General features: G+C 67.2%; 21 protein-coding genes. 14 read left to right on the top strand and 7 right to left on the bottom strand.

The window, feature by feature from the left end; translation table 11 throughout:
• The first annotated feature begins 584 nt into the window (after positions 1 to 584).
• The 5 genes from N5D20_RS14550 to N5D20_RS14570 all read left to right on the top strand — a co-directional run bounded on the left by N5D20_RS14550 (position 585) and on the right by N5D20_RS14570 (position 6563).
• Positions 585 to 1760, top strand: a complete 1176-nt coding sequence (locus N5D20_RS14550) for a phosphoglycerate kinase (protein WP_010481432.1) — start codon at positions 585 to 587, stop codon at positions 1758 to 1760.
• A complete protein-coding gene (locus N5D20_RS14555) occupies positions 1757 to 2410 on the top strand; it encodes an HAD hydrolase-like protein (RefSeq protein ID WP_197579340.1) in 654 nt (217 codons plus the stop codon). Before N5D20_RS14550 ends, N5D20_RS14555 begins: the two co-directional genes overlap by 4 nt.
• A gap of 210 nt (positions 2411 to 2620) precedes the next feature.
• Positions 2621 to 4087, top strand: a complete 1467-nt coding sequence (gene pyk, locus N5D20_RS14560) for a pyruvate kinase (RefSeq protein WP_049434791.1) — start codon at positions 2621 to 2623, stop codon at positions 4085 to 4087.
• Positions 4088 to 4283: 196 nt separating this feature from the next.
• Positions 4284 to 5288, top strand: coding sequence for a class I fructose-bisphosphate aldolase (locus N5D20_RS14565; protein WP_010481439.1), 1005 nt, complete (start codon positions 4284 to 4286; stop codon positions 5286 to 5288).
• Between the two features lie 129 nt (positions 5289 to 5417).
• Positions 5418 to 6563 (top strand): ABC transporter substrate-binding protein, encoded by a 1146-nt coding sequence (locus N5D20_RS14570; RefSeq protein ID WP_197579341.1) that lies wholly within the window; start codon positions 5418 to 5420, stop codon positions 6561 to 6563.
• 92 nt (positions 6564 to 6655) lie between these two features.
• Here N5D20_RS14570 and N5D20_RS14575 read toward each other — a convergent pair whose 3' ends face one another.
• Both N5D20_RS14575 and cysK read right to left on the bottom strand, forming a co-directional pair.
• The gene (locus N5D20_RS14575) at positions 6656 to 7255 is read right to left on the bottom strand and encodes an O-acetyl-ADP-ribose deacetylase (protein ID WP_197579342.1); all 600 of its coding nucleotides are present in this window, start codon (positions 7253 to 7255) and stop codon (positions 6656 to 6658) included.
• 211 nt (positions 7256 to 7466) lie between these two features.
• Positions 7467 to 8426: a cysteine synthase A gene (gene cysK / locus N5D20_RS14580; protein ID WP_126930632.1), complete on the bottom strand. Its 960-nt coding sequence runs from the start codon at positions 8424 to 8426 to the stop codon at positions 7467 to 7469.
• A 207-nt stretch (positions 8427 to 8633) separates the two neighbouring features.
• Between cysK and N5D20_RS14585 the strand changes: the two genes are divergently transcribed.
• The 8 genes from N5D20_RS14585 to N5D20_RS14620 all read left to right on the top strand — a co-directional run bounded on the left by N5D20_RS14585 (position 8634) and on the right by N5D20_RS14620 (position 20337).
• A complete protein-coding gene (locus N5D20_RS14585; RefSeq protein ID WP_010481448.1) occupies positions 8634 to 9617 on the top strand; it encodes a LysR family transcriptional regulator in 984 nt (327 codons plus the stop codon).
• Positions 9618 to 10211: 594 nt separating this feature from the next.
• A complete protein-coding gene (locus tag N5D20_RS14590; protein ID WP_197579343.1) occupies positions 10212 to 10643 on the top strand; it encodes a DUF2946 domain-containing protein in 432 nt (143 codons plus the stop codon).
• A 72-nt stretch (positions 10644 to 10715) separates the two neighbouring features.
• Positions 10716 to 12779 (top strand): TonB-dependent copper receptor, encoded by a 2064-nt coding sequence (locus N5D20_RS14595; RefSeq protein WP_197579344.1) that lies wholly within the window; start codon positions 10716 to 10718, stop codon positions 12777 to 12779.
• Between the two features lie 273 nt (positions 12780 to 13052).
• Positions 13053 to 14159 (top strand): efflux RND transporter periplasmic adaptor subunit, encoded by a 1107-nt coding sequence (locus tag N5D20_RS14600; RefSeq protein ID WP_053443439.1) that lies wholly within the window; start codon positions 13053 to 13055, stop codon positions 14157 to 14159.
• On the top strand, positions 14156 to 17281 hold the full coding sequence (locus N5D20_RS14605; protein ID WP_043403057.1) for an efflux RND transporter permease subunit: 3126 nt from the start codon (positions 14156 to 14158) through the stop codon (positions 17279 to 17281). Before N5D20_RS14600 ends, N5D20_RS14605 begins: the two co-directional genes overlap by 4 nt.
• A complete protein-coding gene (locus N5D20_RS14610) occupies positions 17274 to 17813 on the top strand; it encodes a GNAT family protein (protein ID WP_134958867.1) in 540 nt (179 codons plus the stop codon). The genes N5D20_RS14605 and N5D20_RS14610 overlap by 8 nt, the downstream gene beginning before the upstream one ends.
• Before the next feature lie 180 nt (positions 17814 to 17993).
• Positions 17994 to 19511 (top strand): alanine/glycine:cation symporter family protein, encoded by a 1518-nt coding sequence (locus N5D20_RS14615; RefSeq protein WP_010481454.1) that lies wholly within the window; start codon positions 17994 to 17996, stop codon positions 19509 to 19511.
• Positions 19504 to 20337: a TrmH family RNA methyltransferase gene (locus N5D20_RS14620; RefSeq protein WP_049433703.1), complete on the top strand. Its 834-nt coding sequence runs from the start codon at positions 19504 to 19506 to the stop codon at positions 20335 to 20337. Before N5D20_RS14615 ends, N5D20_RS14620 begins: the two co-directional genes overlap by 8 nt.
• Before the next feature lie 79 nt (positions 20338 to 20416).
• On the opposite strand, the gene N5D20_RS14625 is transcribed toward N5D20_RS14620, so the two are convergent.
• The 4 genes from N5D20_RS14625 to N5D20_RS14640 form a co-directional block, all read right to left on the bottom strand.
• Positions 20417 to 21838, bottom strand: a complete 1422-nt coding sequence (locus N5D20_RS14625; RefSeq protein WP_197579345.1) for a M28 family peptidase — start codon at positions 21836 to 21838, stop codon at positions 20417 to 20419.
• A gap of 244 nt (positions 21839 to 22082) precedes the next feature.
• Positions 22083 to 22487, bottom strand: coding sequence for a large-conductance mechanosensitive channel protein MscL (gene mscL / locus N5D20_RS14630; RefSeq protein WP_010481458.1), 405 nt, complete (start codon positions 22485 to 22487; stop codon positions 22083 to 22085).
• Between the two features lie 55 nt (positions 22488 to 22542).
• Complete coding sequence (locus tag N5D20_RS14635) at positions 22543 to 23259, bottom strand: fumarylacetoacetate hydrolase family protein (protein WP_197579346.1); 717 nt, start codon at positions 23257 to 23259, stop codon at positions 22543 to 22545.
• Between the two features lie 75 nt (positions 23260 to 23334).
• On the bottom strand, positions 23335 to 23616 hold the full coding sequence (locus N5D20_RS14640) for a hypothetical protein (RefSeq protein ID WP_010481462.1): 282 nt from the start codon (positions 23614 to 23616) through the stop codon (positions 23335 to 23337).
• Between the two features lie 178 nt (positions 23617 to 23794).
• Between N5D20_RS14640 and N5D20_RS14645 the strand changes: the two genes are divergently transcribed.
• Positions 23795 to 24130 (top strand): Rieske (2Fe-2S) protein, encoded by a 336-nt coding sequence (locus N5D20_RS14645; protein ID WP_071306355.1) that lies wholly within the window; start codon positions 23795 to 23797, stop codon positions 24128 to 24130.
• Positions 24131 to 24442: 312 nt separating this feature from the next.
• Here N5D20_RS14645 and N5D20_RS14650 read toward each other — a convergent pair whose 3' ends face one another.
• Positions 24443 to 26290, bottom strand: a complete 1848-nt coding sequence (locus tag N5D20_RS14650) for an SLC13 family permease (RefSeq protein ID WP_049413367.1) — start codon at positions 26288 to 26290, stop codon at positions 24443 to 24445.
• Positions 26291 to 26294 lie beyond the last annotated feature (4 nt).

Here is a 26294-nt window from a genome sequence, read left to right on the forward strand (position 1 = left end):
TTGCTCGTGTGCGCTGTCCTGCGCACCCGGCAAGACCGGGGTTGGGCGTCCTGCCCAACCCGCCCGAGGCATGCCTCGGGCCCATGCGGCTGACACCCCCGCGAACCCACCCCGCCCGGCCTCTGACAGTTTCCGGTTGCTTCCACCCACGGAAAGAAAAGAAGAAGAGCAAAAGCTGCTTGGCTGGGCGCTCTTTGTAGAGCCGAGCCCACGCTCGGCTGCTCTCCGCGAAATCTCCAGCCGAGCATGGGCTCGGCTCTACATTCCTTCTCCGTCCGACATCAGAAACCGCTCTTGCCTTTGCCATCCGCTCCGTCACATGAACCTGTCGAGGCCGGGGCGGTGTGGGCTGGCAGGGGTGTCCGCGGCATGGATGCCGCGGCCAAGCCCCCAAGGACGGGTTTACGGCGTCCCCTGCCAGCCCACACCACCCCGGCCCACTCACAGCACCACGAAGCGCCAGCGCTTTGGCTGTTGCTGTGCGCCTCTGCCTGCCGCAGGCATCGACCCTCCCACCACCCGCACCCGATACAATGGCCGTCTGCCGTACCCCGGCATCCCGTCCCTGAGCCAAAGAGTTGCCCATGTCCATCGTCCGCATGACCGACCTCGACCTCTCCGGCAAGCGCGTGCTGATCCGCCAGGATCTGAACGTGCCGATCGAGAATGGCCGCATCACCTCCGAACAGCGCATCACCGCTTCGCTGCCGACGCTCAAGCGCGCGCTGGAGCAGGGTGCGGCGGTGATGGTCACCTCGCACCTGGGGCGCCCGAAGGAAGGCGTGTGGAGCGAAGCCGAGTCGCTGGCGCCGGTTGCCCAGCGCCTGTCCGAGCTGCTCGGCCGCGAGGTTCCGCTGGTGCGTGACTGGGTCGACGGCGTCGACGTGCAGCCGGGCCAGCTGGTGCTGCTGGAAAACTGCCGCATGAACGTCGGCGAGGGCAAGGACGATGAAGCCCTGTCGAAGAAGTACGCGGCGCTGTGCGATGTGTTCGTGATGGATGCCTTCGGCACCGCGCACCGTGCGCAGGCCTCCACCCACGGTGTCATCCGCTTCGCCCCGGTGGCGGCCGGTGGCCCGCTGCTGATGGCCGAACTGGACGCGCTGGCGCAGGCGCTGGATGCACCGGCCAAGCCGCTGCTGGCCATCGTTGCCGGCAGCAAGGTCAGCACCAAGCTGGAACTGCTTGCCAACCTGGTCGGCAAGGTCGATCAGCTGATCGTCGGTGGTGGCATCGCCAATACCTTCATTGCTGCCGCTGGTTACAACGTCGGCAAGTCGCTGTACGAGCCGGACCTGCTGGATACCGCCAAGAAGATCGTGGCCGATGCCAAGGCGCGTGGCGCCGACATTCCGCTGCCGGTGGACGTGGTCACCGCCAAGCAGTTCATGCCGGACGCGGTTGCCGAAGTGAAGGCGGTCGACGCGGTTGCCGAAGACGATCTGATCCTGGACATCGGCCCGCAGACCGCTGCGCAGTACGCGCAGCTGATCGAAAAGGCCGGCACCGTGGTCTGGAACGGCCCGGTCGGCGTGTTCGAGTTCGAAGCCTTCAGCAAGGGCACCGAAGCGCTGGCCCGCGCCATCGCCAGCTCGCCGGCCTTCTCAATCGCCGGTGGCGGCGACACCCTGGCCGCGGTCGACAAGTTCGATATCGCCCAGCAGGTCAGCTACATCTCCACCGGCGGCGGTGCGTTCTTGGAGTTCCTGGAAGGCAAGACCCTGCCGGCGGTGGCCGCACTGGACGCGCGCGGCGCATGAGTGCCGAGCGCGGCAAGGATGTGCTGTTCTTCGACCTCGATGGCACGCTGATCGATTCGCAGGTGGGCATCACCACCTGCATCGCTTACGCGCTGCAGAAGATGGACCATCCGGTGCCGCCGCAGGAGACGCTGCTGGGTTGGATCGGTCCGTCGCTGCGGACCACCTTCGCGCCGCTGTTCGTTGAACCGGCGCGGGTGGAACAGGCGGTGGGCTACTACCGTGAGCGCTTCGACGCCGAGGGCTGGCGCGAGCATACGGTGTACCCGCAGGTGGAAGACACCCTGCGCACGCTGCACGGTCGTGGCCACCGCCTGGCGGTGGTCACGGCCAAGAACGAGCCACATGCACGCCGCATCCTCGCCCACCTGCCGTTCGGCGGGCTGTTCGAGGAGATCGTCGGTTCGACCCTGGACGGTTCGCGCAGCCACAAGCCGGAACTGGTGGGTGAGGCATTGCGCCGCCTGCAGGTGCAGCCCGCGCAGTGCTGGATGATCGGCGACCGCCGCATGGACATCGAAGGCGCACACCACCACGGCCTGCGCAGTGTCGGCGTGCTGTGGGGTTTCGGCGGTGAGGCCGAACTCACCGAAGCCGGTGCCGGCCAGCTGGCACGCGAGCCAGCACAGCTGACGACGCTGTTGGCCTAGGCTCCTGTAGAGCCGAGCCCACGCTCGGCTGCTCCGGCGTGTGCCCAGCCGAGCATGGGCTCGGCTCTACAGAACGCCCTGCGCCAGCGTATGTCCGGCCGATGTCCGTTCCATGACCCGCGAAGTCAGGCAGCACAAGGCTGTAACCGTATACATGCGGCGTGAAGGATGTGCTAATTTCCGTTCTTTATCGGGAGAGGCCCATTCACCATGTTCGAGCGTCAGCGTCGCACCAAGATCCTTGCCACCCTCGGTCCGGCCACTGATCCGCCGGGCGTGCTGGAGGATCTGTTCCGCGCCGGCGTCAACGTGGTGCGCCTCAACTTCAGCCACGGCGATCCCTCCGGCCAGGCCAAGCGTGCCGCCGAAGTGCGTGCCGCTGCGGCCCGCGTGGGCGTGGAAGTGGGCATCCTGGCCGATCTGCCGGGCCCGAAGATCCGCATCGAGCGCTTCGCCGAAGGCAAGGTGCAGCTCAAGGCGGGTGACCGCTTCGACCTGATCGCCAGCGCCAATGCCGGCCCCGGCGATGCGACCCAGGTGGGCGTCAGCTACCTCGGCCTGCCGCAGGACGTCGGCCCGGGCGATGTCCTGCTGCTCGATGATGGCCTGATGCAGCTGCAGGTGGTCGAGGTGCAGGGCGAGCGCATCATCAACACCGTGCTCAATGACGGCGCGCTGTCTGATCGCAAGGGCCTGAACAAGCAGGGCGGTGGCCTCTCGCTGGGCGCGCTGACCGAGCGCGACAAGGAGCTGATCGGCATCGTCGCCAAGATCGGTGTCGACTTCATCGCCGTGTCGTTCTGCCGCAACGCGCAGGACATGAACGACGCCCGTGACATCGCCCGCTCGCATGGCTGCGATGCTGCGCTGGTGTCGAAGATCGAGCGCACCGAAGCGATCGAGAACCTGGAAGAGATCGTCGAGGCCAGCGACGTGGTGATGGTGGCCCGTGGCGACCTCGGCGTGGAAATCGGCGACGCCGAACTGCCGGGCCTGCAGAAGAAGATCATCAAGGCCTCGCTGGCACAGAACAAGGTGGTGATCACGGCCACGCAGATGCTGCAGTCGATGGTCGAAAGCCCGATCCCGACCCGCGCCGAAGTGCTGGACGTGGCCAACTCGGTCATCGACGGTACCGACGCGGTGATGCTGTCGGCTGAAACCGCTGCCGGTGCGTACCCGGTCAAGGCGGTGGAAGCGATGGCGCGTATCTGCCTGGGTGCCGAGCGCCAGTTCCAGACCGAGACCGACTTCAACGCCTCGCCGCGTAATCTGGAACGTGCCGACCAGGCGATTGCCATGGCCACCATGTTCCTGTCGCAGCACGTGGGCGTGCGTGCGATCGTGGCGATGACCGAATCCGGTGGCACCGCCCGCTACCTGTCGCGCTTCCGCGCCAAGGCGCCGGTGTTCGCAGTCACCCGCCACGACGGCGCGCGCCGCCAGATGGCCCTGATGCGCGATGTGTTCCCGATCAACTTCGACAGCCGTGGCCTGACCCCGCGCGAAGCCGCGCGGGGCAGCATCCGCCTGCTGGTGGAAGCCGAACTGCTGCAGGCCGGTGACCGCGTCGTGTTCACCAGCGGTGAGCACATGGAAACCCTGGGTGCGACCAACACCCTGCGCCTGCTGGAAGTGGGCGAAGACGGCCGCGCCAGCGGCCTGGGCGATCTGTAAACCCCGTCGGCCCCCGGTCGGAGCCGCTGTGCGGATCCGGCCCACGGTCAGATCCGCAAAGGGGCTCTGACCCGGCGCAACAGGACATCGCCTGTCCGGTGCGGACATTGGAATCGTTTCCAGACTGGCCTGCACGTCGGCGCAACGGGCGGCGGGGCTATACTTACGTTTTTCCCGCACCCGCCACAGGAAGTACATGAGCATCGAACAGCTGGCTGAAACCGCCCAGGCCATGGTTGCCCCGGGCAAGGGCATCATCGCGATCGACGAATCCACCGCTACCATCGCCAAGCGTTTCGCTGGCGTCGGTATCGAGAACACCGAGGAGAACCGTCGTGCCTACCGCGAACTGCTGCTGACCACGCCGAAGCTCAACGAGCACATTTCCGGCGCCATCCTGTTTGACGAAACCATCCGTCAGTCGACCAAGGACGGCGTGCCGTTCGCCAAGTACATGGCCGACCACGGCATGATTCCGGGCATCAAGGTGGACAAGGGTGCGCACCCGCTGGCCGGCTGCCCGGGCGAGCTGGTGACCGAAGGCCTGGACGGCCTGCGCGAGCGCCTGCAGGAGTACTACAAGCTGGGTGCGCGCTTCGCCAAGTGGCGTGCGGTGATCAACATCGGCGAAAGCATTCCGTCGGGCACCTGCATCGAGTCCAACGCCCACGCGCTGGCCCGCTATGCCGCGCTGTGCCAGGAATGTGGCCTGGTGCCGATGGTCGAGCCGGAAGTGATCATGGACGGCGACCACGACATCGAGACCTGCTACGAAGTCACCGAAGCCACCCTGCGTTCGCTGTTCGACGCCCTGTACCAGCAGAACGTGCTGCTGGAAGGCACCATCCTGAAGGCCTCGATGGTCATCTCCGGCAAGGGCTGCGATGAGCAGGCCGACGTCGAGGAAGTGGCCGAGTCGACCGTGATGTGCCTGAAGAGCACCGTGCCGGCCATCCTGCCGGGCGTGGTGTTCCTGTCCGGTGGCCAGAGCGACGAGCAGTCCACCGAGCACCTGAACGCGATGAACCAGCTGGGCAACCTGCCGTGGCCGCTGAGCTTCTCCTACGGCCGCGCCATGCAGCAGGCCGCGCTGAAGCTGTGGGCCAAGGACATGAAGGGCAACTACGCTGCTGCCCAGAAGACCGTGTACGAGCGCGCCAAGGACAACGGCCTGGCCGCGCTGGGCAAGTGGAACGGTTGATCCGTCCCATCGCTGGATGAACAAGGCAACGCCGGCATCACGCCGGCGTTTGCTTTTGCGGGTATCGTTTCCGCCCCCACGCGCCCGGCCGGTGCGTGGGAACCACATGGAAGGCCAAGGAGAAACAACATGCGTTTGGCAGCAATCACACTGGCCGTCGCCACGGTCCTGGTCGCCGGCGGTTGCAACCGTCTCGGCGGCGGTGGTGACGCAGGCAAGGCCGCGTCGCTCGATTTCGACAAGCCGGTGTCCGGCGAGATCACCTCGCGCAGCGGCATCAACTACAACGACGGCAGCCATCACCAGCTCTACCAGATCAAGCTGGAAGACAAGCAGCTGGTTGGGCTGAAGCTGACCGGCTCGCTGAGCGGCTCGATCGCCGTCTTCAACAACGGCAGCCTGGTGGCCAGCAGCAACACCGGCTACGAGCGCGAGGGCGACGTCTCGCTGGCCTTCCGTGCCAACGGTGGCGGCACCTACCAGGTAGCGGTCAACGCCAACGGCTCGACCGATTACGGTCCGTACCGCCTGCGCGCCGAGAAGCTGGTGCCGTACGACGGCAAGCCGCTGGCGGGCAGCGGCGAGATCGTCGACATGCTGGCCGGTGGTTCCCAGGACTACACCCTGCAGGTGGACAAGGCCGGCCTGTACGAGATCCGCCTGGTGTCGGATGTCTTCGATCCGGTGCTGAAGCTGTCGGGCCAGGGCGTGGACGCCGAAAATGACGATGGCGGGGACAGCACCAACTCGCGCCTGACCCTGTCACTGAAGCCGGGCAAGTACACCCTGACTGCACGCGGTCTGGGCGACGGCGTCAACGGCATGTTCACCCTGTCGGCCAACCGCATCGAGCTGCCCGGCAATCTGGTGGAACGCGATGGCACAGCGCTGCCGAAGTCGGGCAGCGTGTACACGATGCTCGACAACGACGGCCGCCGCCGCTTCCTGCTGACCCTGGATCGCCCGGCCGACGTGCGCCTGGATGCGATTTCCAGCCAGGTCGATACCGTGCTGCGCGTGGTCGGCGGCGACGTCGAGCTGACCGATGATGACGGTGGCAGCGGTACCAATTCGCGCTTGGAAGAGACCCTGCCGGCCGGTCACTACACCGTGGACGTGTCCAGCCTGAACAATGGTGCGGGCATGGTGGAAGTGCGCGTGCAGGTCGAGGGTGCCAGCGCCGACGGAGCTGCGGCCTCGGCGGCACGTGCCGCGGCCGATGCTGCCGCCGCCGTGGCCGATGACGCCGCCGCGGTGGAAGCCGCCAGCCGTTGAGCGTGATCCACGCCGCGCGTGGATGACGACAACGATGCAACGGAAAAGGCCGGGCAATGCCCGGCCTTTTCTTCTACCTGCAGCGCTGCGGTTCAGTGCGCAGCGGCGAAGCCCGAATCGCCCAGAGGCGGCAGCACCGACCCGCGCGGTTCGTTGTCCGTACTTTGCCCGGCGGCGCTCAACGCCTGCTGGTAGGCCTTCGCCGTGGCAGTGTTGAACGCCACCAGCACGATGCGCATCGGCTGTGCATGGCTGCGCTGCCACGCCAGTGTTTCCGTTACTGCGATCTGCGCGGCCTGGTACAGCGGATAGCCATACACACCGCAGCTGATCGCCGGGAACGCGATCGACTGCACGCCCAGCGACTCGGCCAGCTGCAGCGATTTCCAGTAGCAGTTGGCCAGCAATGCCGGTTCGTCGCGCTGGCCGTCGTGCCAGACCGGGCCCACCGTGTGCAGTACATGCTGCGCCGGCAATGCATAAGCGTCGGTGGCGCGCACTTCGCCGGTCGGGCAACGCACGCCCGGGCGCAGCTCCGGCAGTTGCTCGCACTCGGCCAGCAGCGCAGGGCCCGCGGCACGATGGATCGCACCGTCGACACCGCCGCCACCGAGCAGTGTTTCATTGGCCGCGTTGACGATCGCATCCACCGCCAGGGTCGTGATGTCGCCCTGCCAAACTTCGATCTTCATGCGTCCGTCTCCTGCCTGTGAGGTGTTCCGCGCAGCGTCTGCGCCGGCTGTTCCCACGGTAGGGGACAGGGCATCGATACTGCGTCATGACCGTCTCACGCGCTGCGATCCGACGGCCTTCACGCACGATGGCGGGCGACGCCTTCACGCAGGCTGAAGCACAAGCGGGGCAGAGCCTTTTTCCGACGGAAAAAGGATCCGACCCTGTGCATTACGGCAGGCCGGCCAGCCAGTCGTCGTCGGAACCCTCATTCACATCGGCGAACAGCGGCGTGGAGAAATAGCGTTCACCGGTGTCCGGCAGCATCGCCAGGATCACCGAGCCCGGTTCAGCACGGGCCGCCACGTCCAGCGCGCTGGCCACGGTAGCGCCGGCGGAGATGCCGACGAAGATGCCTTCCTCCGCAGCCAGTCGGCGTGCGGTGGCGATGGCGCGGTCATCTTCCACCGTCACCAGTTCATCCACCACGTCGCGGTTGAGCACATCCGGCACGAAGTCCGGGGTCCAGCCCTGGATCTTGTGCGGCTTCCAGTCATCGCCCTTCAGCAGTGCGGCACCGGCCGGTTCGGTGGCGATGATGCGGGTCTGCGGGCGCGCGACCTTCAGCACTTCGCCAACACCGGTGAGCGTGCCGCCGGTGCCCCAGCCGCTGACGAAGTAGTCCAGCCGCTTGCCGGCGAAGTCGCGCAGGATCTCGGCGGCGGTGGTGTTGCGGTGGTACGCCGGGTTGGCCGGATTGGCGAACTGGCTGGCCAGGAACCAACCGTGCTGTTCGGCCAATTCAGCGGCCTTGCGCACCATGCCGCTGCCACGTTCGGCGGCCGGGGTCAGGATCACCTTGGCGCCATAGGCGCGCATCAGCTTGCGGCGCTCCACCGAGAAGGTTTCGACCATGGTGGCCACGAACTTGTAGCCGCGTGCGGCGGCGACCATCGCCAGTGCCACGCCGGTGTTGCCTGACGTGGCTTCGACGATGGTGTCGCCCGGCTTGAGGACGCCACGCGCTTCGGCGTCGAGGATGATCGCCAGCGCCAGGCGGTCCTTTACCGAGCCGCCCGGGTTGAACGACTCGACCTTGGCGTAGACGCTGACCTGCGGGGGCGCCAGGCGCTGCAGCCTGACGATGGGGGTGTTGCCGACGGTATCGAGGATGGAGTCGTACAGGGCCATGGAAGCGCTCCGGAAACGGGGCCGCGCCGGGCTTCGGCGGGCGAAGGGGGAGGGCTGGCTGTTCAGGCCAGCGGCTGCCGGCTGACCGTAGCGCCGGCATATGACGCCCGGAAATGACCAGATACCTTTCTTAAACAACCTTTGGTTATAAGCTGGTGACGGCAAATGACCCTAGAGTGGACTTCCGCCCCACGCCGCCTGCCTCCCATGACGCTGACCCAGCTGCGCTACCTGGTTGCCATCGCCGACGCCGAGCTGAACATCACGCTGGCTGCCTCGCGCGTGCATGCCACCCAGCCTGGCCTGTCCAAGCAGCTCAAGCAGCTGGAAGACGAGCTCGGCTTCCTGTTGTTCGTGCGCAAGGGCCGCAGCCTGGAGTCGGTCACTCCGGCCGGCACCGAAGTGATCGCCCGCGCCCGCGCGGTGCTGGCCGAGGCCAACAACATCCGCACCTACGCGGCCAACCAGCGCCGCGAGAGCCAGGGCCAGCTGATCCTGACCACCACCCACACCCAGGCGCGCTTCGTGCTGCCGCCGGCGGTGGCAGCGATCAAGCAGGCCTACCCGCAGGTGAGCGTGCACCTGCAGCAGGCCGGCGAAGCCGATGCGCTGGACCGCTTGAACCAGGGTGACGCGGATATCGCGATCATCAGCACCGCCGGCGGTGAGCCCACCGATGGCATCGCGGTGCCGCTGTTCCGCTGGCGGCGTCTGGTGGTGGTGCCGAAGGGCCACCCGCTGGACCGCGCCGGCCGCGCCCCGGACCTGGCCGCGCTGGCCCGCCAGCCATTGATCAGCTACGAATCCTCGACCCGTCCGAACTCGTCCCTGCAACGCGCCTTCGCCGCCAATGGGCTGGTGCCCGACCTGGCACTGACCGCGCTCGATGCGGACCTGATCAAGACCTACGTGCGTACGGGTCTTGGCGTAGGCCTGCTGGCCGAGATGGCGGTCAGTTCCAACGATGAAGACCTGCGCTCGTGGCCGGCGCCGGACCCGATCAGCGAGTGCATTGCCTGGGCGGTGCTGCCGCGTGACCGCGTGCTGCGTGATTACGCGCTGGAGCTGGTGCACGTGCTAGCACCGCAGATTGATCCGCGCGATCTGCGCAGGGTGCTGGATGGCAACCAGGCGGCGGCGTGGCCGGTGCCACCGACGTGGGAGTCACTGACCCAGACCATCACGGTGTGAGGGGTTGGTCGAGCAGGGCTTGCAGCCCTGCACCTGCTGCGGCATTCAAGCAACAGCAACAGCAACAGCAGAAGCGGCATTCCGTGGGTTGGCGGGGCGGTGTCGGAGTGCGGGGACGCTGCAAGTACGTCCCTGTAAGCTTGGCAGCCGCATCCATGCGGCTGACACCCCGCACTCCGACACCGCCCCACCTCTGACAGATTCCGGCGGCTGTTGGTAGGTGTCGACCTTGGTCGACACGGTAGATCCACCCCATGCGTGGATGCTTTTCGATTCCAATTCGAAATATTCGATTCCGATGGAGATTCATCCACGCATAGCGTGGATCTACGACAGATCGCAGAAATCTGTCGAAGGCGGGGTGGGTCCGGTTGCGGGAGTGTCCGCGGCATGGATGCCGCGGCCAAGCCCCCAGGGACGGGTTTACGGCGTCTCCCGCAACCGGACCCACCCCGCCATCCCACGGATTGCCCGCTTTTGACGTTGACGTTGACGTTGATTCAGCGGGTGCAGGGCTGCAAGCCCTGCCGATAAACCCCCTCCTGCGACCGTTCGTCGCACGAGCAACCCTGGACCCGCATCTACACTAGCGGGGTGACCCGCCTGTCCCGCCCGCAGCGCCTTCTGCTCCAGCTCGCCGTCCTGGCGACGCTGCTGATGGTGCTTGCGCCCCTGGTCAGCCGCGCGCTGCAGGCGCCGCCGATGGAGCACGCCGCGATGGCAGGCATGGACCATGCCGCCATGGGCCATGACATGCACGACATGGCCATGGCCGGGCACGCTCAGCATGGCGCTGCGCCGGCAGCGCCCAACCATCCCGCCGATCCCCACGCCATGCACGGCGAAGCCTGCGAATACTGCGTGCTGGCCATGCGCCTGCTGCCGTGGCTGGCAGTGCTGGTGCTGCTGTTGCCGCTGCTGTGGCGGCCGCGCCTGGTGTTCCCGTGGTCGCAACAGGTGCTGCCGGCACTGCGTTGGCCGGCGCACGCCGCACGTGGGCCACCGCGCCCCGCCATCGTCCGCTGATGTCCCTGTCGAATCTGCCGCACGACGCCTGACCGGGCGCCGTGCGCGCGTGCGTACTTTGGAGCTGTTCCGATGAAAATGACTTCCCGCCCTGCGGGCGCCTGCGCGCGCCTGCCGGTTGCCCTTGGCCTGGCCGTGGCCGCGTCACTGGCCCATGCTGCGCCTGCCGAGCAGGCGCGCACCCTCGACACGATGGTGGTCACCGCCGCCGCACCGTCCTCGCCGCTGCACTGGGTGACCGATCCGCGCCTGCCGCGGCAGCCGGTGCCGGCCAGCGACGGTGCCGATTACCTGAAGACCGTCCCCGGCTTCTCCGCCATCCGCAATGGCGGCACCAACGGCGACCCGGTGCTGCGCGGCATGTTCGGTTCGCGGCTGAACATCCTCAGCAATGACGGCAACCTGATCGGTGCCTGCCCGTCGCGCATGGACAATCCGCTGTCCTACATCGCGCCGGAGAGCTTCGATCGGCTGACCATCATCAAGGGGCCGCAGAGCGTGCGCTGGGGTGCGGGTGCCTCGGCCGGCACCGTGCGCTTCGAGCGCGATACGCCGCGCTTCGACGAACCGGGGCTGCGTGCCGATGCCAGTGCGCTGGTCGGTTCGCGCAACCGCAATGACCAGGTGCTGGACCTGACCCTGGGCAATCCGACCGGCTATGTACGCGCCAGCGGCAACCGTTCCGAAGCTGACGACTACAAGGACGGCCACGGTGATGTGGTGCCCTCGAAGTGGCGCAAGTGGAATGGCGACGTGGCCATCGGCTGGACGCCGGATGCCGACACGCTGCTGGAAATCTCCGCCGGTGCCGGCGATGCCATCGCGCGCTACGCCGGGCGCGGCATGGACGGTGCCGCGTTCGAACGCACCAGCTATGCCGCACGCTTCGAGAAGCGCAACCTGCCCGGTGCGTGGGATACGCTGCAGGCCAACGTGTACTACAACGAAGCCGACCATGTGATGGACAACTACACGCTGCGCACGCCGAACCCGCACAGCATGATGCCGATGCCGATGGCCTCGAACGTGGACCGCCGTACCCAGGGCGGCCGGGTCAGTTCCGAGTGGCGCTGGCAGGACGTGCAGCTGGTGGCCGGTGTGGATGGCGAAGACAGCCGCCATCGTGGCCGCATGGGCATGGGCCGCGACACCTACCGCCAGGCCGCCTGGGAGACCGATGCCAACTTCCGCCGCTACGGCGTGTTCACCGAGTTGACCCTGGGCGCCGGCACCGACCAGCGCTGGATCAGTGGCCTGCGCATCGACCGTGCCAGCGCCCGCGATGAGCGGCAATTGATCCGCGGCATGATGGGCAACCGGCCCAATCCAAGCGCCGGGCAGACGCGCAAGGAATGGCTCGGCAGCGGTTTCCTACGTTACGAGCAGGACCTGGCCGATGGCCTGACCTGGTACGCCGGCCTCGGTCACAGTGAGCGCATGCCCGACTACTGGGAGCTGTTCTCGCCCAACCATGGCCCGGCCGGTGCAGTGAACGCGTTCACCGGCGTGCAGCCCGAGCGCACCACCCAGCTCGACGTCGGCCTGCAGTACAAGGGGCCGCGCGTGCAGGCGTGGGTTTCGGCGTACGCCGGGCAGATCCAGGACTACATCCTGTTCACCTACCACGGCAGCGGCATGATGGGCATGAGCCAGGCCCGCAACGTCGATGCGCGCATCGCCGGTGCCGAAGCCGGGCTGGAAGTGAGCCTGGTCGAGCAGTGGAAGCTGGGCGGCACGCTGGCCTATGCCTGGGGCGAGAACCGCGACCAGCAGCGTCCGTTGCCGCAGATGCCACCGCTGGAAGCACGCCTGAGCGCGAACTGGGAAGGCGAGCGCTGGAGTGCCGGTGCGCTGCTGCGCGCGGTGACCCACCAGCATCGCGTCGCCGATGGCCAGGGCAATGTGGTCGCGCAGGACCTGGGGCCGAGTGCCGGCTTCGCCACCTTCGGGCTCAACGCAGCCTACCGCTTCAGTTCGCAGCTGCAGCTCAGTGCGGGCGTCGACAACCTGTTCGACCGCGCCTACAGCGAGCACCTGAATCTGGCCGGCAGCGCCGACTTCGGTTTCCCGGCCGATCCGGTGCGCATCAACGAGCCGGGCCGCAGCCTGTGGATGAAGGTGAACTACCGGTACTGATCCGCCGGGTGAAAAAAACCGGGGCCGGATCCCCGCCAGGATCCGTCCCCGCCCGACGCCCTCTGCCGGGCAGCTTCAACTCTACGATGGCAACGCTTGCGGTGCACGGCTGGATACACCTCGACACATGCCGACACCGCTGCTGCCAGCCTTGCACGGAACGGGTTCACGGCGCTATCGCGACGCCGGTTCCACGCCGGTAAACGCTTGGCACATATCGCTTCTGTGGGCGCTTGCCTACACTCGGCGGCCGTGGATCACTCAGGACCGTTCATGTTGGCTCGCATCGCTTCGACCCTGGCCCTTGGCCTCTGCCTGGCCGTGCTGGCTGGGTGCGCGGGCAAACAGGAGGCCGCCGCCCGTCGGCAGGGAGAAGCGGTGCCGGTCACCGCGCAGGTCGTGCAGTCCACGCAGTGGAACGACACGCTGCAGGCACTGGGTACGGCCAAGGCGCGCGAATCCATCAGCGTCACCGCCAAGGTCAGCGAGATCGTCGAGAAGGTGCACTTCGAAAGCGGCCAGCATGTTGCTGCCGGTGCGCCGATCGTGACCCTGCGCGGGCAGGCCCAGGAGGCCGCGCTGGTGCAGGCGCAGGCCACCTTCCATGAGGCCGACCAGCTGTACAAGCGCCAGCGCGAGCTGGCCACGCAGCGGCTGGTCTCCAGCGCCACGCTGGATACGCAGAAGTCGATCCGCGATGCCGCCGAGGCGCGCGTGGCGCAGATGCAGTCGGACATCGGTGACCGCCGCGTGCGTGCGCCGTTCGCCGGTGTACTCGGCATCCGCCAGGTCAGCCCGGGCACGCTGTTGACGCCGACCACGGTGATCGCCACGCTCGATGACATCGAACACATGCACATCGATTTCCAGGTGCCGGAAGTGGAGCTGGCCGCGCTGGGCGTCGGTGACAAGGTCAGTGCCACCAGCGTGGCGTGGCCGGGCCGTACCTTCGAGGGCGTGGTCAGCACCATCGATGCGCGCATCGATCCGGCCACCCGTGCGGTGACTGTGCGCGCCGACTTCGCCAACGGTGACCATGCCCTGCGCCCGGGCATGCTGCTGGACGTGCGCCTGTTCCACCCCGAGCGCCCGGCGCTGGTGATTCCGGAAATCGCCGTGGTGCAGGTCGGTCGCGATACCTTCGTGTACCGCATCACCGCCGACGACAGCGTCGAGCGCGTGGACGTGATCACCGGCGCACGCCGTGCCGGCGTGGTCGAGATCAAGCAGGGCCTGGAAGCGGGCCAGCGCATCGTGGTTGATGGCACCGGCAAGCTGCGCCCGGGCCTGAAGGTCGCGGCAAAGGACGCGGCACCGGCCACGGGTGCCAAGCCGGCAGATGCACCGGCGCCGGTCGCGGCCGAGGGCCACGGCGGATGAAGCTGTCCGACATCTCCATCCAGCGGCCGGTGTTCGCCGTGGTGATGAGCCTGTTGCTGCTGGTGCTGGGCGTGATGTCCTTCACGCGCCTGACCCTGCGTGAGCTGCCTGCCATCGATCCGCCGATCGTTTCAGTATCAGTGGATTACACCGGTGCCTCGGCGGCGGTCATCGAAAGCCGCATCACCCAGGTGCTGGAAGACGCGCTGGCCGGCATCGAAGGCATCGATACCATCAACGCGCGCAGCACCAACGGCCGCTCGCAGGTCAGCATCGAGTTCACCTCCAACCGCGATATCGAAGCGGCGGCCAATGACGTGCGCGATGCGGTCAGCCGTGTCGCCGACCGCATGCCTGAGGAAGCGCGTCCGCCGGAAATCGCCAAGGTCGAAAGCGATGCCGACCCGATCATCTGGTTCAACATGGTCTCCTCGACCATGGACACGCTGGAACTGAGCGACTACGCCGACCGCTACGTAGTTGATCGCTTCTCCAGCCTCGATGGCGTGGCCCAGGTCCGCATCGGTGGCCGCCAGCGCTACGCGATGCGCATCTGGCTGGACCGTGACCAGCTGGCCGCGCGCGGGCTGACCACCGGCGATGTGGAAACCGCACTGCGCAACGAGAACGTGGAACTGCCGGCCGGCCGCATCGAGTCGACCGACCGCGATTTCACCCTGCGCGTGGAGCGCAACTACATCAAGCCGGAAGACTTCGCGACCATCCCGCTGGGCAAGGGCCGTGACGGCTACGTGGTGCGCATGGGCGACGTGGCGAAGATCGAACTGGCCTCGGCCGAGCGCCGCGCCTACTACCGCAGCAACGGCGAGCCGGGCATCGGCCTGGGTATCGTCAAGACCTCCACCGCCAACTCGCTGGACGTGGCGCGCACCGCGCGCGCTGAAGCCGAGCGGGTGGCGCTGTCGCTGCCCAAGGGCACGCAGATCTTTGTTGCGTTCGACAACACCACCTTCATCGAGGCCGCCGTGGACCGCGTCTACGCCACGCTGGTGGAAGCGATGATCCTGGTGCTGGCGGTGATCTGGCTGTTCCTCGGCAGCTTCCGTGCCGCATTGATTCCCGCAGTGACGGTGCCGGTGTGCCTGGTCGCCGCGTTCATCGCGCTGTATGCGTTCGATTTCTCGATCAACCTGCTGACCCTGCTTGCCCTGGTGCTGTGCATCGGCCTGGTGGTGGACGATGCGATCGTGGTGGTGGAGAACGTGCAGCGCCGCATCGACCTGGGCGAGCCCCCACTGGTGGCCTCCAAGCGCGGTACCACGCAGGTCGCCTTCGCGGTGATTGCCACCACTGCGGTGCTGGTGGCGGTGTTCCTGCCGGTCGGTTTCCTGGAAGGCAACACCGGGCGCCTGTTCCGCGAGCTGGCGGTGGCGCTGGCGGCGGCGGTCGCGTTGTCCGCGTTCGTGGCGCTGACGTTGACGCCGATGATGGCCTCCAAGCTGCTCAAGCCGCATACCGGACAGGCACCGCGGGGCCTGCATGGCTTCATCAACCGCAATCTGGAGCGCCTGGCCTCGGGCTATGGCCGCGTGCTCGACCACCATGTCGACCGCACCTGGATCTACCTGCTGGTGATGGTGGCCGCGCTGGCCGCCAGCTGGGGCCTGCTCAAGCTGCTGCCGTCGGAGTTGGCGCCAGCCGAAGACCGCGGTTCGTTCCAGATCATGATCGACGGCCCGGAGGGCGCCGGCTACGACTACACCGTGCAGCAGGTGCAGCAGGTGGAAGCGATGCTGGCACCGCATGTCGGCCCGGACAAACCCATCGTGCGTGCCAACCCGCGCGTGCCGGGCGGCTGGGGCGCCAGCGAGGAAATGCACACCGGCCGCGTCAGCATCTTCCTGCAGCCGTGGCGCCAGCGCAGCGAGGCCACGCCGGATGTGGCCAATGAGCTGCAGAAGGAACTGGACACCATCCGTGGCGTGCGCGTGCGTACCCAGGTCGGTGGTGGCCTGGTGCGCAGCGGCGGGCAGCCGTTCCAGATCGTGCTGGGCGGGCCGGAATACGCGGAAATCGCGCAGTGGCGCGACCGCATCCTGCTGCGCATGGCCGACAATCCCGGCCTGGTCGGCCCGGATTCGGACTACAAGGAAACCCGACCGCAGATGCGGGTCAACATCGACCGCCAGCGTGCGGCGGATCTCGGCGTGCCGGTCACCGCGATCGGTTCGGCGCTGGAAACCATGATGGGTTCGCGCCGCGTCACCACCTTCGTCGACAACGGCGAGGAGTACGACGTGCTCGTGCAGGCCGGTCGCGATGGTCGCGCCAGCCCGGCCGACCTCGCCGCGATCCGCGTGCGTGCCACCTCCGGCGAACTGGTGCCGTTGTCCAACCTGGTCACCCTGAGCGAAGTGGCCGAGGCCGGCACCCTGAACCGCTTCAACCGCCTGCGCTCGATCACCATCAACGCTGGCCTGGCGCCGGGCTATCCACTGGGTGAGGCCATCGCCTGGGCGCAGCAGGTCACGCGCGAAGAGCTGCCGCAGTATGCGCAGGTGAACTGGAAGGGCGAATCGCGCGAGTACCAGAGTGCGGGCGGCGCAGTGCTGCTGACCTTCGCGATGGCCCTGCTGGTGGTCTACCTGGTGCTGGCCGCGCAGTTCGAAAGCTTCATCCACCCGCTCACCATCATGCTGACCGTGCCGCTGGGTGTGCTCGGTGCGCTGGTCGGATTGTGGGTGAGTGGTGGCACGGTGAACCTGTTCAGTCAGATCGGCATCGTCATGCTGGTCGGCCTGGCAGCGAAGAACGGCATCCTCATCGTCGAATTCGCCAACCAGCTGCGCGACGACGGAAGAACCGTGCGCGAGGCGATCATCGAATCGGCGATGGTGCGCCTGCGCCCGATCCTGATGACCTCGATCGCCACCGTGGTCGGCGCGATCCCGCTGGTGGTGGCCGGTGGCCCCGGTTCGGCCAGCCGTGGCACGATCGGCATCGTGATCATCTTCGGCGTGACCCTTTCGACCTTCCTGTCGCTGTTCGTGGTGCCGGCGTTCTACGCGCGGCTGGCCCCGTACACCCGTTCGCCGGAAGCGGTGAAACGCGAGCTGGAGAAGCAGGAAGCGGAATCGCCCTCGGTGGGTGGCCATGCCTGATCCGACCACGTTGCTGCGGGGCGATGGCTTCCAGCTGCGCCCCTGGCGCGCGGATGATCTGGAATCGCTGCTGCGCCATGCCAACGACGCCGAGGTGTCGCGGGGCCTGCGTGATCGCTTCCCGTACCCGTACACGCGCGGGGATGGCGAGGCCTTCCTCGCCGGCCGCGTACTGGCCCCCGGCACCCTGAACCTGGCCATCGAGATCGACGGCCAGGCCTGCGGCAGTGTCGGCGCCCAGCAGGGCGTGGCCGAGCGCGGTCATATGGCTGAACTTGGCTACTGGCTGGGCCAGGCCTACTGGGGCCAGGGCCTGATGACCCGCGTGGTCGGCCTGTTCGCGCCGTGGGTGATGGACGAACTGCGCCTGTTCAGGCTGCAGGCCGGGGTGGTCGACTTCAACCTCGGCTCGGCACGGGTGCTGGAAAAGAACGGCTTCCAGGAAGAGGGCGTGGATCGCTGCGCGATCTACAAGCGGGGTGAGCTGCACGACCTGCGCCGCTTCGCCCGGGTGCGCACGCAGCTGCCCTGAACGCGCGGGCGGGCCGCTGTAGAGCCGAGCCCATGCTCGGCTTGGGCCCCTGACGGCAGCCGAGCATGGGCTCGGCTCTGCAAAACAGCGCTACCGCAGCGGCCTTCGATCAGGGAGAATCGACCGGTCCCCTCCAGCCGACGGGACGTCCTTACAACCCGCCGACTGGAGAGAGCGCGCGTGGAAGCTACCGTACATTTCATCAACAGCATCATCTGGAGCAAGGCGCTGATCTTCATGTGCCTGGCCGCCGGCCTGTTCTTCAGCCTGCGCACGCGCTTCATGCAGATCCGTGGTTTCGTCGAGATGTGCCGCCTCACCGTCAAGGGTGAGAAATCCGACGCCGGCGTGTCCTCGTTCCAGGCCCTGGCCATGTCGATGGCCGGCCGCATGGGCATCGGCAACATCGCCGGCGTGGCCACCGCCATCGCCTTCGGCGGCCCCGGTGCCATCTTCTGGATGTGGGTGATGGGCTTCCTCGGCGCGTCCACGTCGTATGTGGAATGCACCCTGGCGCAGATCTACAAGACCAAGGACGCCGAAGGCCGCTACCGCGGTGGCCCGGCGTATTACATCGAAAAGGCCATGGGCCTGAAGTGGTACGCGCTGGCCTTCGCCATCGCCACGATCATCGCCGCCGGCTTCCTGATGCCGGGCGTGCAGGCCAATGCCATCGCCGACAGCATCATCAACGCCTGCCGTGGCACCGCGCTGTGCGGTCCGCTCGATGGCCAGGCTTTCGGCATGGAGTCGGTGCAGGCGCTGAAGCTGGGCATCGGCATCGTGGTCGCGCTGCTGCTGGGCGTGGTGATCTTCGGTGGCGTCAAGCGCATCGCCAACTTCGCCGAAGTGGTGGTGCCGTTCATGGCCGCCGGCTTCATCCTGATGGCCATCGTCATCATGATCATCAACTACGACCGCGTGCCGGAAATGTTCGGCATCATCTTCAAGAGCGCCTTCGGCACCCACGCCGCGTTCGGCGCGATGATGGGCCTGGCAGTGGAGTGGGGCATCAAGCGCGGCATCTACGCCAACGAAGCCGGCCAGGGCTCGGGCCCGCACGCTGCAGCCGCCTCGGAAGTCTCGCACCCGGCCAAGCAGGGCTACGTGCAGGCCTTCGCCATCTACTTCGACACCATGATGGTGTGCACCGCCACCGCGTTCCTGATCCTGGCCAGCGGCACCTACAATGTGTACTCGCCGGTGCCCGGCGCCGCGCCGATCTTCCAGGGCCTGGCCGGCATCCCGGAAGGCGCAGGCTACGCGCAGGCCGGCGTTGAAGCCGTGCTGCCGGGCTGGGGCTCGGCGTTCGTGTCCATCGCCATCTTCTTCTTCGCCTTCACCACCATCATGGCGTACTACTACATGGCCGAGACCAACCTCAGCTATGTGAACCACAACAAGAAGCGCCCGCTGACCGTGCTGCTGCTGCGCCTGGGCATCATCGGCATGGTGGTGTTCGGCGCGTTCCACAATGCCACCCTGGCCTGGGCGCTGGGTGACATCGGCGTGGGCCTGATGGCCTGGCTGAACATCATTGCCATCCTCATCATCCAGAAGCCGGCCATGCTGGCCCTGCGTGATTACGAACGACAGAAGAAGCTCGGCCTCGATCCGATCTTCGACCCCGATGCCCTGGGCATCAAGAACGCCGATTTCTGGCGTCAACGCAAGCTGGAGTTGTCCCGTAGTGAATGATCCCTGGAAGAACGCCCGCCGCCCGTCGTCGCGACCGCCGCGGGCCACCCCGCTGCCACCGCGTGAGGGCGGCACCCCGCCACCGCCGGGGCGTGGCAATGACGAGCTGCGCCTGTATGGCTGGAACGCCGTGCAGGCCCTGTTCGCCAAGCGCCCGCAGGCGCTGCGCAAGCTGTACCTGGTGGACGCGCTGATTCCGCGCATGCAGCCGGTGCTGAAGTGGTGCGTGGCCAACCGCGTGGGCTATCGCGTGGTGGAGGAGGGCGACCTCAACAAGCTGGCCGCTACCACGCACCACGAAGGCCTGGTGGCCGACGTGCTGCGCGCGCCGGTCGTGCCGCTGGCACAGTGGTTGGCCGATCTGGGCGAAGGCCCGGCGCTGGCGTTGTGGCTGGATGGCGTCGGCAACCCGCACAACTTCGGCGCGATCCTGCGCTCGGCCGCGCACTTCGGGGTCAAGGCGCTGCTGCTGCCGGCCGGCAGCACGCTGGCGCTGTCCGGCGCTGCCGCACGCGTGGCCGAAGGCGGTGCGGAATCGGTGCAGCTGGTGCAGCTGCCGGAGACTGCTCAGGCGATGGCGCAGCTGCGTGCGGCCGGCTTCGGGCTGGCCGCGACCCTGGTGGAGGGCGGTGATGACGTGTTTCGCGCGTCCCTGCCGGACAGGCTGGTGTATGTGATGGGCGCCGAAGGCGAAGGCATGGACCGCAACCTGGCAGGGCAGTGCGATCTGCAGGTCTCCATTCCCGGCAGCGGTGCGGTGGAGAGCCTCAACGTGGCCTCGGCCACGGCGGTATTGCTGGCGCAGTGGGCCAGCCGCCGCAGCTGAGTGGCGCCCGGTGGGTGCGAACCTTGGTTCGCACCGCTCCTGCTGCTGCGCTCGCCGGGCATGGCCCGGCGCTACCGCATCATTCGTTCGGCGGCGTGGTCGCCTTGGCTTCGCTGCCGAAGTTGCCATCAGCCTCCGCCGCTAGGTACGCAAACACGGTATACGCGGCCACGTTCTGCGCCAGTGCCTTCGGGTCGATCTTGTCCAGCGTGTCGTCGGCGGTGTGGTGCAGGTGGAAGTAGTCCGAACCATCCTGCGCCAGCCACGCCCATGCACCGCCCTTGGCGGCCAGCGGGCCGACGTCCGGGCCCGGGCCACCCTTGTCGGCCTGGTACTCGATGCCCAGCGGCTTCATCACTTCGGCAATCTGCTTCGTCGCTTCGCGCGAGCCTTCCGGGTTCGGCGAACCGGTGTTGAAGGCGTAGATGCGACCAGCACCGAAATCGCTCTCGGCAGCCAGCTGGTGCAGGGCCACGTCCTTGGCATGCGCCTCGGCGTAGGCCTTGCCGCCGTACAGGCCCTGTTCTTCGTTGGCGAAGGCGACCACACGGATGGTGCGCTTCGGCGCCTGCTTGAGCAGGCCGATCAGGTGGCCTGCGGCCATGGTGATGCCCACGCCCGCGCCGTCATCCACCGCGCCGGTGCCCAGGTCCCATGAATCCAGGTGACCACCGATCACCACCACTTCCTTCGGCAGGCTGCGGCCGGTGATCTCGCCGATCACGTTGTACGAGGTGGCGGTGCCATCCCAGCCGCAATCCAGCGCCACCTTCACCGTGGTGCTGCCACGCGCCAGCAGGCGCGCCAGCTGGTCGGCATCGGGCACCGACAACGCGGCCGACGGCACCGGGGTCAGGCCGTCATCGAAACGGGTGATGCCGGTGTGCGGCACGCGGTGCGAGTCGGTACCGGCCGAGCGCATCAGGAATCCGACCGCGCCCTTGCGGATCGCTTCGGACGGGCCCTTGCTGCGGATCGCACCGCCGCGGCCGTAATCGCGGCCATCGCGGAAGGGCAGCATCTGGTAATCGACAAAGGCGATCTTGCCCTTCAGCGAGCCCGCCGGTGCGGCCTGCAGCGCGGCCAGGTCGGCGAAGCGCACCACTTCGGCTTCCACCGTGCCGCCCGGGCTGCCGCCCAGTGCGGTGATCTGCAGCGGCTGCGGGTTCTTGCCGGTCACGGCGGCGTGTTCACTGCGGCGCTCCCACTTCGGGAACGTCACTGGTTCCTTCCACACCTTGTCGAAGCCCAGGGCCTTGAACTTGGCTTCAGCCCAGGCCACGGCGCGGGCGTCGGCTTCGCCGCCTGCGATGCGGGGGCCGATCTCGGTGGTGAGCGATTCGACCACCTTCCAGCCGGTGTCGTCGGCCAGCGCCTGGTCGCGCAGCTGTGCGGCGGTGGCCAGCGACGCCGGGGGCAGGGTGGTGGTGTGCGGCGCCGCGAAGGCCGGGGTGGCCAGCAGGGCGAGGGAGGATGCGATGGCAAGGATGCGGCGACGCATGGACAACTCCGGGAAGGGACCTAAGCCTTGGAGCTTAACAGTCGTTCAGCCCGGCGCATGGGCGGGAGGTCATGGCTGGCGCGAACGCTGTTTTCCGCCATGACCGGCAAAGCGAAAGCCCCGCCGGAGCGGGGCTTTCGCCTGCTTCTGTAGAGCCGAGCCAATGCTCGGCTGCCTTTTGCAGATCAGCCGAGCGTGGGCTCGGCTCTACAGGTGGGAGGGGCGCCCGTAGGCGCCCGATACCTTATTTCTTCAGGCTGTCGCGGATCTCGCGCAGCAGCACCACTTCCTCGGCCGGCGCAGCGGGAGCGGCTTCCTTCTTGCGCGACAGGCGGTTGATCACCTTGATCACCAGGAAAATGGCGAAGGCCACGATCACGAACTGGATCAGCGTATTGATGAAGTCGCCGTAGCCGATCACCACCGCCGGAATCTCCTTGCCGTCCGGCCCGATGCGGGCCGGCGACAGCGTCCACGCCAGCTGCGAGAAATCCACCTTGCCGATCAGCATGCCCAGCGGCGGCATGATGATCTTCTCGACCAGCGCCGTCACGATCTTGCCGAAGGCCGCGCCGATCACCACGCCGACGGCGAGGTCGATGACGTTGCCGCGCATCGCGAATTCCTTGAACTCGGTGAGCATTCCCATTGTTGTTTTTCTCCGGTGGGGGAAGTGGACAGCGCGCAGGGTAGCGCAGGTGATGTCAGCCGGCGATCACACCGTGGCGCTCGGCCACGTTTTCCAGGCGGGCACTGAAGCGGTCGCCGGGCTTCAGTGCGGCCACCCCGGACGGGGTGCCCATGAACACCAGGTCGCCGGCACGCAGCTGCCACAGCTTGGACAGCTCGTGCAGGATCTCAGGAACATTCCAGATCATCTGGTCCAGCAGCGCCTGCTGGCGCACCTCGCCGTTGACCTCCAGCGACAGGTTCAGCGCGGCCAGGTCGCCCACTTCCTCGGCGTGGACGATTTCGCTGATCGGCGCGGAGGCATCGAAGCCCTTGGCCGCGTCCCACGGGTGGCCCTTGTCCTTGGCGGCGGCCTGCAGGTCGCGGCGGGTCAGGTCCAGGCCCACGGCGTAGCCGTAGACCAGTGCATCGGCATCGGCTACGGCCAGCTCGCCCACGGGCGCGTCGCGGCCGATCGCCACCACCAGCTCCACTTCGTGGTGCAGGTTCGCAGTCGCTGGCGGGTAGGGGATGGCATCGTCGTGGCCGACGACGATCGCATCGGCCGGCTTGCTGAAGAACATCGGGCGGCCGCGGTCATCGGCCGACGGCACCGCTGCGCCCATTTCGCGGGCATGGTCGGCGAAGTTGCGGCCGACGCAGTAGATGCGGTGCACGGGGAAACTGCCGCCACCGGCTACCGGCACACGCGGCAGGGCTACGGCAGGGATCACATCGGAGACATCGGACATGCGGGCATCCAGGAAGGGCGTGCCCGCAGTCTAGAACGCATGGCGCCCGCCGTCAGCGGGCGCGGATGGCGTAAGTCAGCGAGAGACCGGCAACACCGGCTTGCGCACCACGCGGTACTCGCCCTCGACCACGGTCGGGTCGACCGGACGCGCGGCACCCGGCTTGCGCGAGGCCAGTAGCTTCCACGCCAGGCCGACCATGATCATCGCCGCACCAACAAACACGCCGATGAACACCATTGCGGCCAGGATCGCCAGGCCAAGCAGGCCCACGGCAACGCGCACCAGCGGGTGACGCGGCTTGCGCGGCGCGAACAGGGTGCGGAACTGGTTGAAGGCGGATGCGCGATTGAACATGGCGGCTCGATAGGCTGGGATCAGCGAAAACAGAGTATCGGGACGCGCCACTGTCATTGAGTGAAAAACTCGTTAAATATAGCCTGTGCTTATTACGGATCAATGACTTGTGTTCATGTCGCAGCCAGTCACCTGAGTGGGCATGCGACAATGCGGGTTTACTGTCCGAGCCTTCGCCATGACTGCCGCTGCTTCCCTGATCGCCCTTGATGCCATTGCCGATGGCGCGTTTGCCGAGGTCGAAGCGGTGGTGGATGGCGATGCCGAATCGCTGGTGCTGTACCGCGACGGCGCGCAGGTGCGTGCCTTCCTGAACATCTGCCCGCACGCCGGCCGACGCCTGGACTGGGCCCCGGGCCAGTTCCTGAAGAGCCGCGAAGGCCACCTGGTCTGCGCCGCGCACGGCGCCTCGTTCGCGCTGGACAGCGGCGACTGCATTGCCGGTCCCTGCAAGGGCGACCGCCTGCGCGCAGTGCCGGTGGACGTGCGCGACGGGCAGGTTTACCTGGTTTGATGTATCGGTGTGCGGACCAACGGTCCGCACCCACCAAGCCAACAGTCCGCACCCAACAGATCAACAGGTATCCAGATCCATCCACGCATGGCGTGGATCTACTGCAGATTGCAGCGATCTGTCGAAGGCGGGGTGGGGCCGGTTGCGGGGGCGTGAGCCGCATGGATGCGGCGACCGAGCTTACAGGGACGTACTTGCAGCGTCCCCCGCCACCGGACCCACCCCGCCATCCCACGGATAGCAGGCTGTTGCTGTTGCTGTTGCTTTGGCTTCTGCGGGTGCAGGGCGCAGCCCTGCCAACAAACCCAACCCTCAGAACATCAGGTTGATCATCAACACCACCACGCAGGTGTAGATCAGCGACAACGGTCCGCCGACCCGCCACATCTCGCGCGGGGTGTAATTAGCCGGACCGGTGATCATCGAGATCACCGGGTTGGACGCCGTCATCAGGTTGTTGGATGCCGACAGCGCCACGATCAGCGCGAACGCGGTCGGGTTGCCGCCGGCCGCCAGTGCCAGGTTCACCGCAATGGGCACCATCACGATGGTTGCGCCCACATGGCTGATCACCAGCGAGAACGCCGTGGTCAGCAGCGCCAGCGCCACCTCCAGCACCCACACCGGGATGCCGGTCGGCAGCTTGTCGATGGTATGGCCGGCCACCCATGCCGCCGCACCACTGGAATCCATTGCCCAGCCGAGTGGAATCAGCCCGGCCATCATGAACACCGTCTTCCAGTTGATCGAGGCATAGGCCTCGTCCATGCGCAGCACGCCGGTCAGCAGCATGCCGGCCACGCCGGTCATCAGCGTCAGCGCCACCGGCAGCTTGCTGGTCAGCGCGATCAGGATGGTCAGCGCGAAGATCGCCATCGCGATCTTGAACTTGTGCGGGCGCTGCTCGCCGGTCGGGTAGTCGGTCACCACCACGAAGTCACGGCTGCGCGCGGCCTGCGCCAGATCGGTCCAGATGCTGTGGAAGACCAGCATGTCGCCGGCGCGCAGCTGTACGTCGCGCACGTCCTCGCGGATCACCTGCTTGTCGCGGTTGATCGCCAGCAGGCTGATGCCGCGCTCCTTGCGCAGGCGCAGGTCCGCGGCGCTCTTGCCGATCACGTTCGAGGTCGGCGGCACCACCGCTTCGGAAATGCCGGCACGGCTGGGATTGAACAGGTCGCCCAGGTGCTTCAGGCGCGAAGACATGCGCAGGAACTGGTTCTGCGCGAAATCGTGGATCTGCTCGCGCGGGCCCATCGCACCGAGCACGCTGCCGACCCAGATGCGCATTTCCGCCGGCGGCGCCAGGCGGGTGTCGTTGCCGGTTTTCAGGGCCAGCAGCAGCGGGGCATCGTGCAGGTTCTCGGCCTCGCCCAGGGTCATGCCCACCAGCGGGCTTTCGGCACTGACCACCAGCTCGAACACATCGCCTTCGATGCCGTAGGTCTTGGCGAAGTAGCTCTCGGTGCGCGCGGGCGTGACCCCGTCGTTGACCAGGTTCTCTTCCTCGATCAGCTTGCGGTCGCCGTAGTAGCGGAAATACAGCAGCGAGGCGATCAGCAGGGCCACGCCGATCGGCAGCGGCGCGAACATGCGCAGCGGCTCGATGGTGGCCAGGCCCGAGGGCAGGTTGTTGTTGGCCGAGGCCAGCAGATCGTTCAGCAGGATCAGCGGCGAGTTGCCGACCATGGTCAGCGCGCCGCCCATCACGATCGCCGCCGAGATCGGCAGCAGCAGGCGCTGCAGGGTCAGGCCGGTGCGTGCTGCCAGTCGCGAGGCGACCGGCAGGTACAGCGCCATCACCGACGGGTTCTGCATGAAGGACGAGTTCAGGCCGGCGATGGCCGTGGTCATCATCAGCAGCCGCTGCTCGACGCCATGGCCGCGCCGCAGCAGCCACGCGGCCAGCCGGTTCAGCGCCCCGGTGCGGTCCAGGCCCGCACCGAGGATGGTCGTGGCGATGATGCTCATCACCGCGTTACCGGAGAAGCCGCCGAAGATCTCTTCCGGCGCGATCAGGCCGGTGACACCCAGCACCACCAGCACCACCAGCGCGACCACGTCGGCGCGGATGCGCTCGAACAGGAACATCGCCATCGTGAAGCCGACCAGCCCGAGCACGAGCTTCATGTCGTTGGTCAGCGTCAGCGCGGTATCCATGTGG

Source organism: Stenotrophomonas sp. GD03877, from assembly GCF_029840555.1.
Classification (GTDB): Bacteria; Pseudomonadota; Gammaproteobacteria; order Xanthomonadales; family Xanthomonadaceae; genus Stenotrophomonas; species Stenotrophomonas geniculata.

Coding starts and splice junctions, on each gene's coding strand:
- N5D20_RS14600 (WP_053443439.1), top strand. CDS start 13,053: ATGTTGGCTCGCATCGCTTCGACCCTGGCCCTTGGCCTCTGCCTGGCC.
- N5D20_RS14625 (WP_197579345.1), bottom strand. CDS start 21,838: ATGCGTCGCCGCATCCTTGCCATCGCATCCTCCCTCGCCCTGCTGGCC.
- N5D20_RS14650 (WP_049413367.1), bottom strand. CDS start 26,290: ATGGATACCGCGCTGACGCTGACCAACGACATGAAGCTCGTGCTCGGG.
- N5D20_RS14550 (WP_010481432.1), top strand. CDS start 585: ATGTCCATCGTCCGCATGACCGACCTCGACCTCTCCGGCAAGCGCGTG.
- cysK (WP_126930632.1), bottom strand. CDS start 8,426: ATGGCCCTGTACGACTCCATCCTCGATACCGTCGGCAACACCCCCATC.
- N5D20_RS14610 (WP_134958867.1), top strand. CDS start 17,274: ATGCCTGATCCGACCACGTTGCTGCGGGGCGATGGCTTCCAGCTGCGC.
- N5D20_RS14575 (WP_197579342.1), bottom strand. CDS start 7,255: ATGAAGATCGAAGTTTGGCAGGGCGACATCACGACCCTGGCGGTGGAT.
- N5D20_RS14635 (WP_197579346.1), bottom strand. CDS start 23,259: ATGTCCGATGTCTCCGATGTGATCCCTGCCGTAGCCCTGCCGCGTGTG.
- N5D20_RS14605 (WP_043403057.1), top strand. CDS start 14,156: ATGAAGCTGTCCGACATCTCCATCCAGCGGCCGGTGTTCGCCGTGGTG.
- N5D20_RS14565 (WP_010481439.1), top strand. CDS start 4,284: ATGAGCATCGAACAGCTGGCTGAAACCGCCCAGGCCATGGTTGCCCCG.
- mscL (WP_010481458.1), bottom strand. CDS start 22,487: ATGGGAATGCTCACCGAGTTCAAGGAATTCGCGATGCGCGGCAACGTC.
- pyk (WP_049434791.1), top strand. CDS start 2,621: ATGTTCGAGCGTCAGCGTCGCACCAAGATCCTTGCCACCCTCGGTCCG.
- N5D20_RS14570 (WP_197579341.1), top strand. CDS start 5,418: ATGCGTTTGGCAGCAATCACACTGGCCGTCGCCACGGTCCTGGTCGCC.
- N5D20_RS14595 (WP_197579344.1), top strand. CDS start 10,716: ATGAAAATGACTTCCCGCCCTGCGGGCGCCTGCGCGCGCCTGCCGGTT.
- N5D20_RS14585 (WP_010481448.1), top strand. CDS start 8,634: ATGACGCTGACCCAGCTGCGCTACCTGGTTGCCATCGCCGACGCCGAG.
- N5D20_RS14555 (WP_197579340.1), top strand. CDS start 1,757: ATGAGTGCCGAGCGCGGCAAGGATGTGCTGTTCTTCGACCTCGATGGC.
- N5D20_RS14645 (WP_071306355.1), top strand. CDS start 23,795: ATGACTGCCGCTGCTTCCCTGATCGCCCTTGATGCCATTGCCGATGGC.
- N5D20_RS14640 (WP_010481462.1), bottom strand. CDS start 23,616: ATGTTCAATCGCGCATCCGCCTTCAACCAGTTCCGCACCCTGTTCGCG.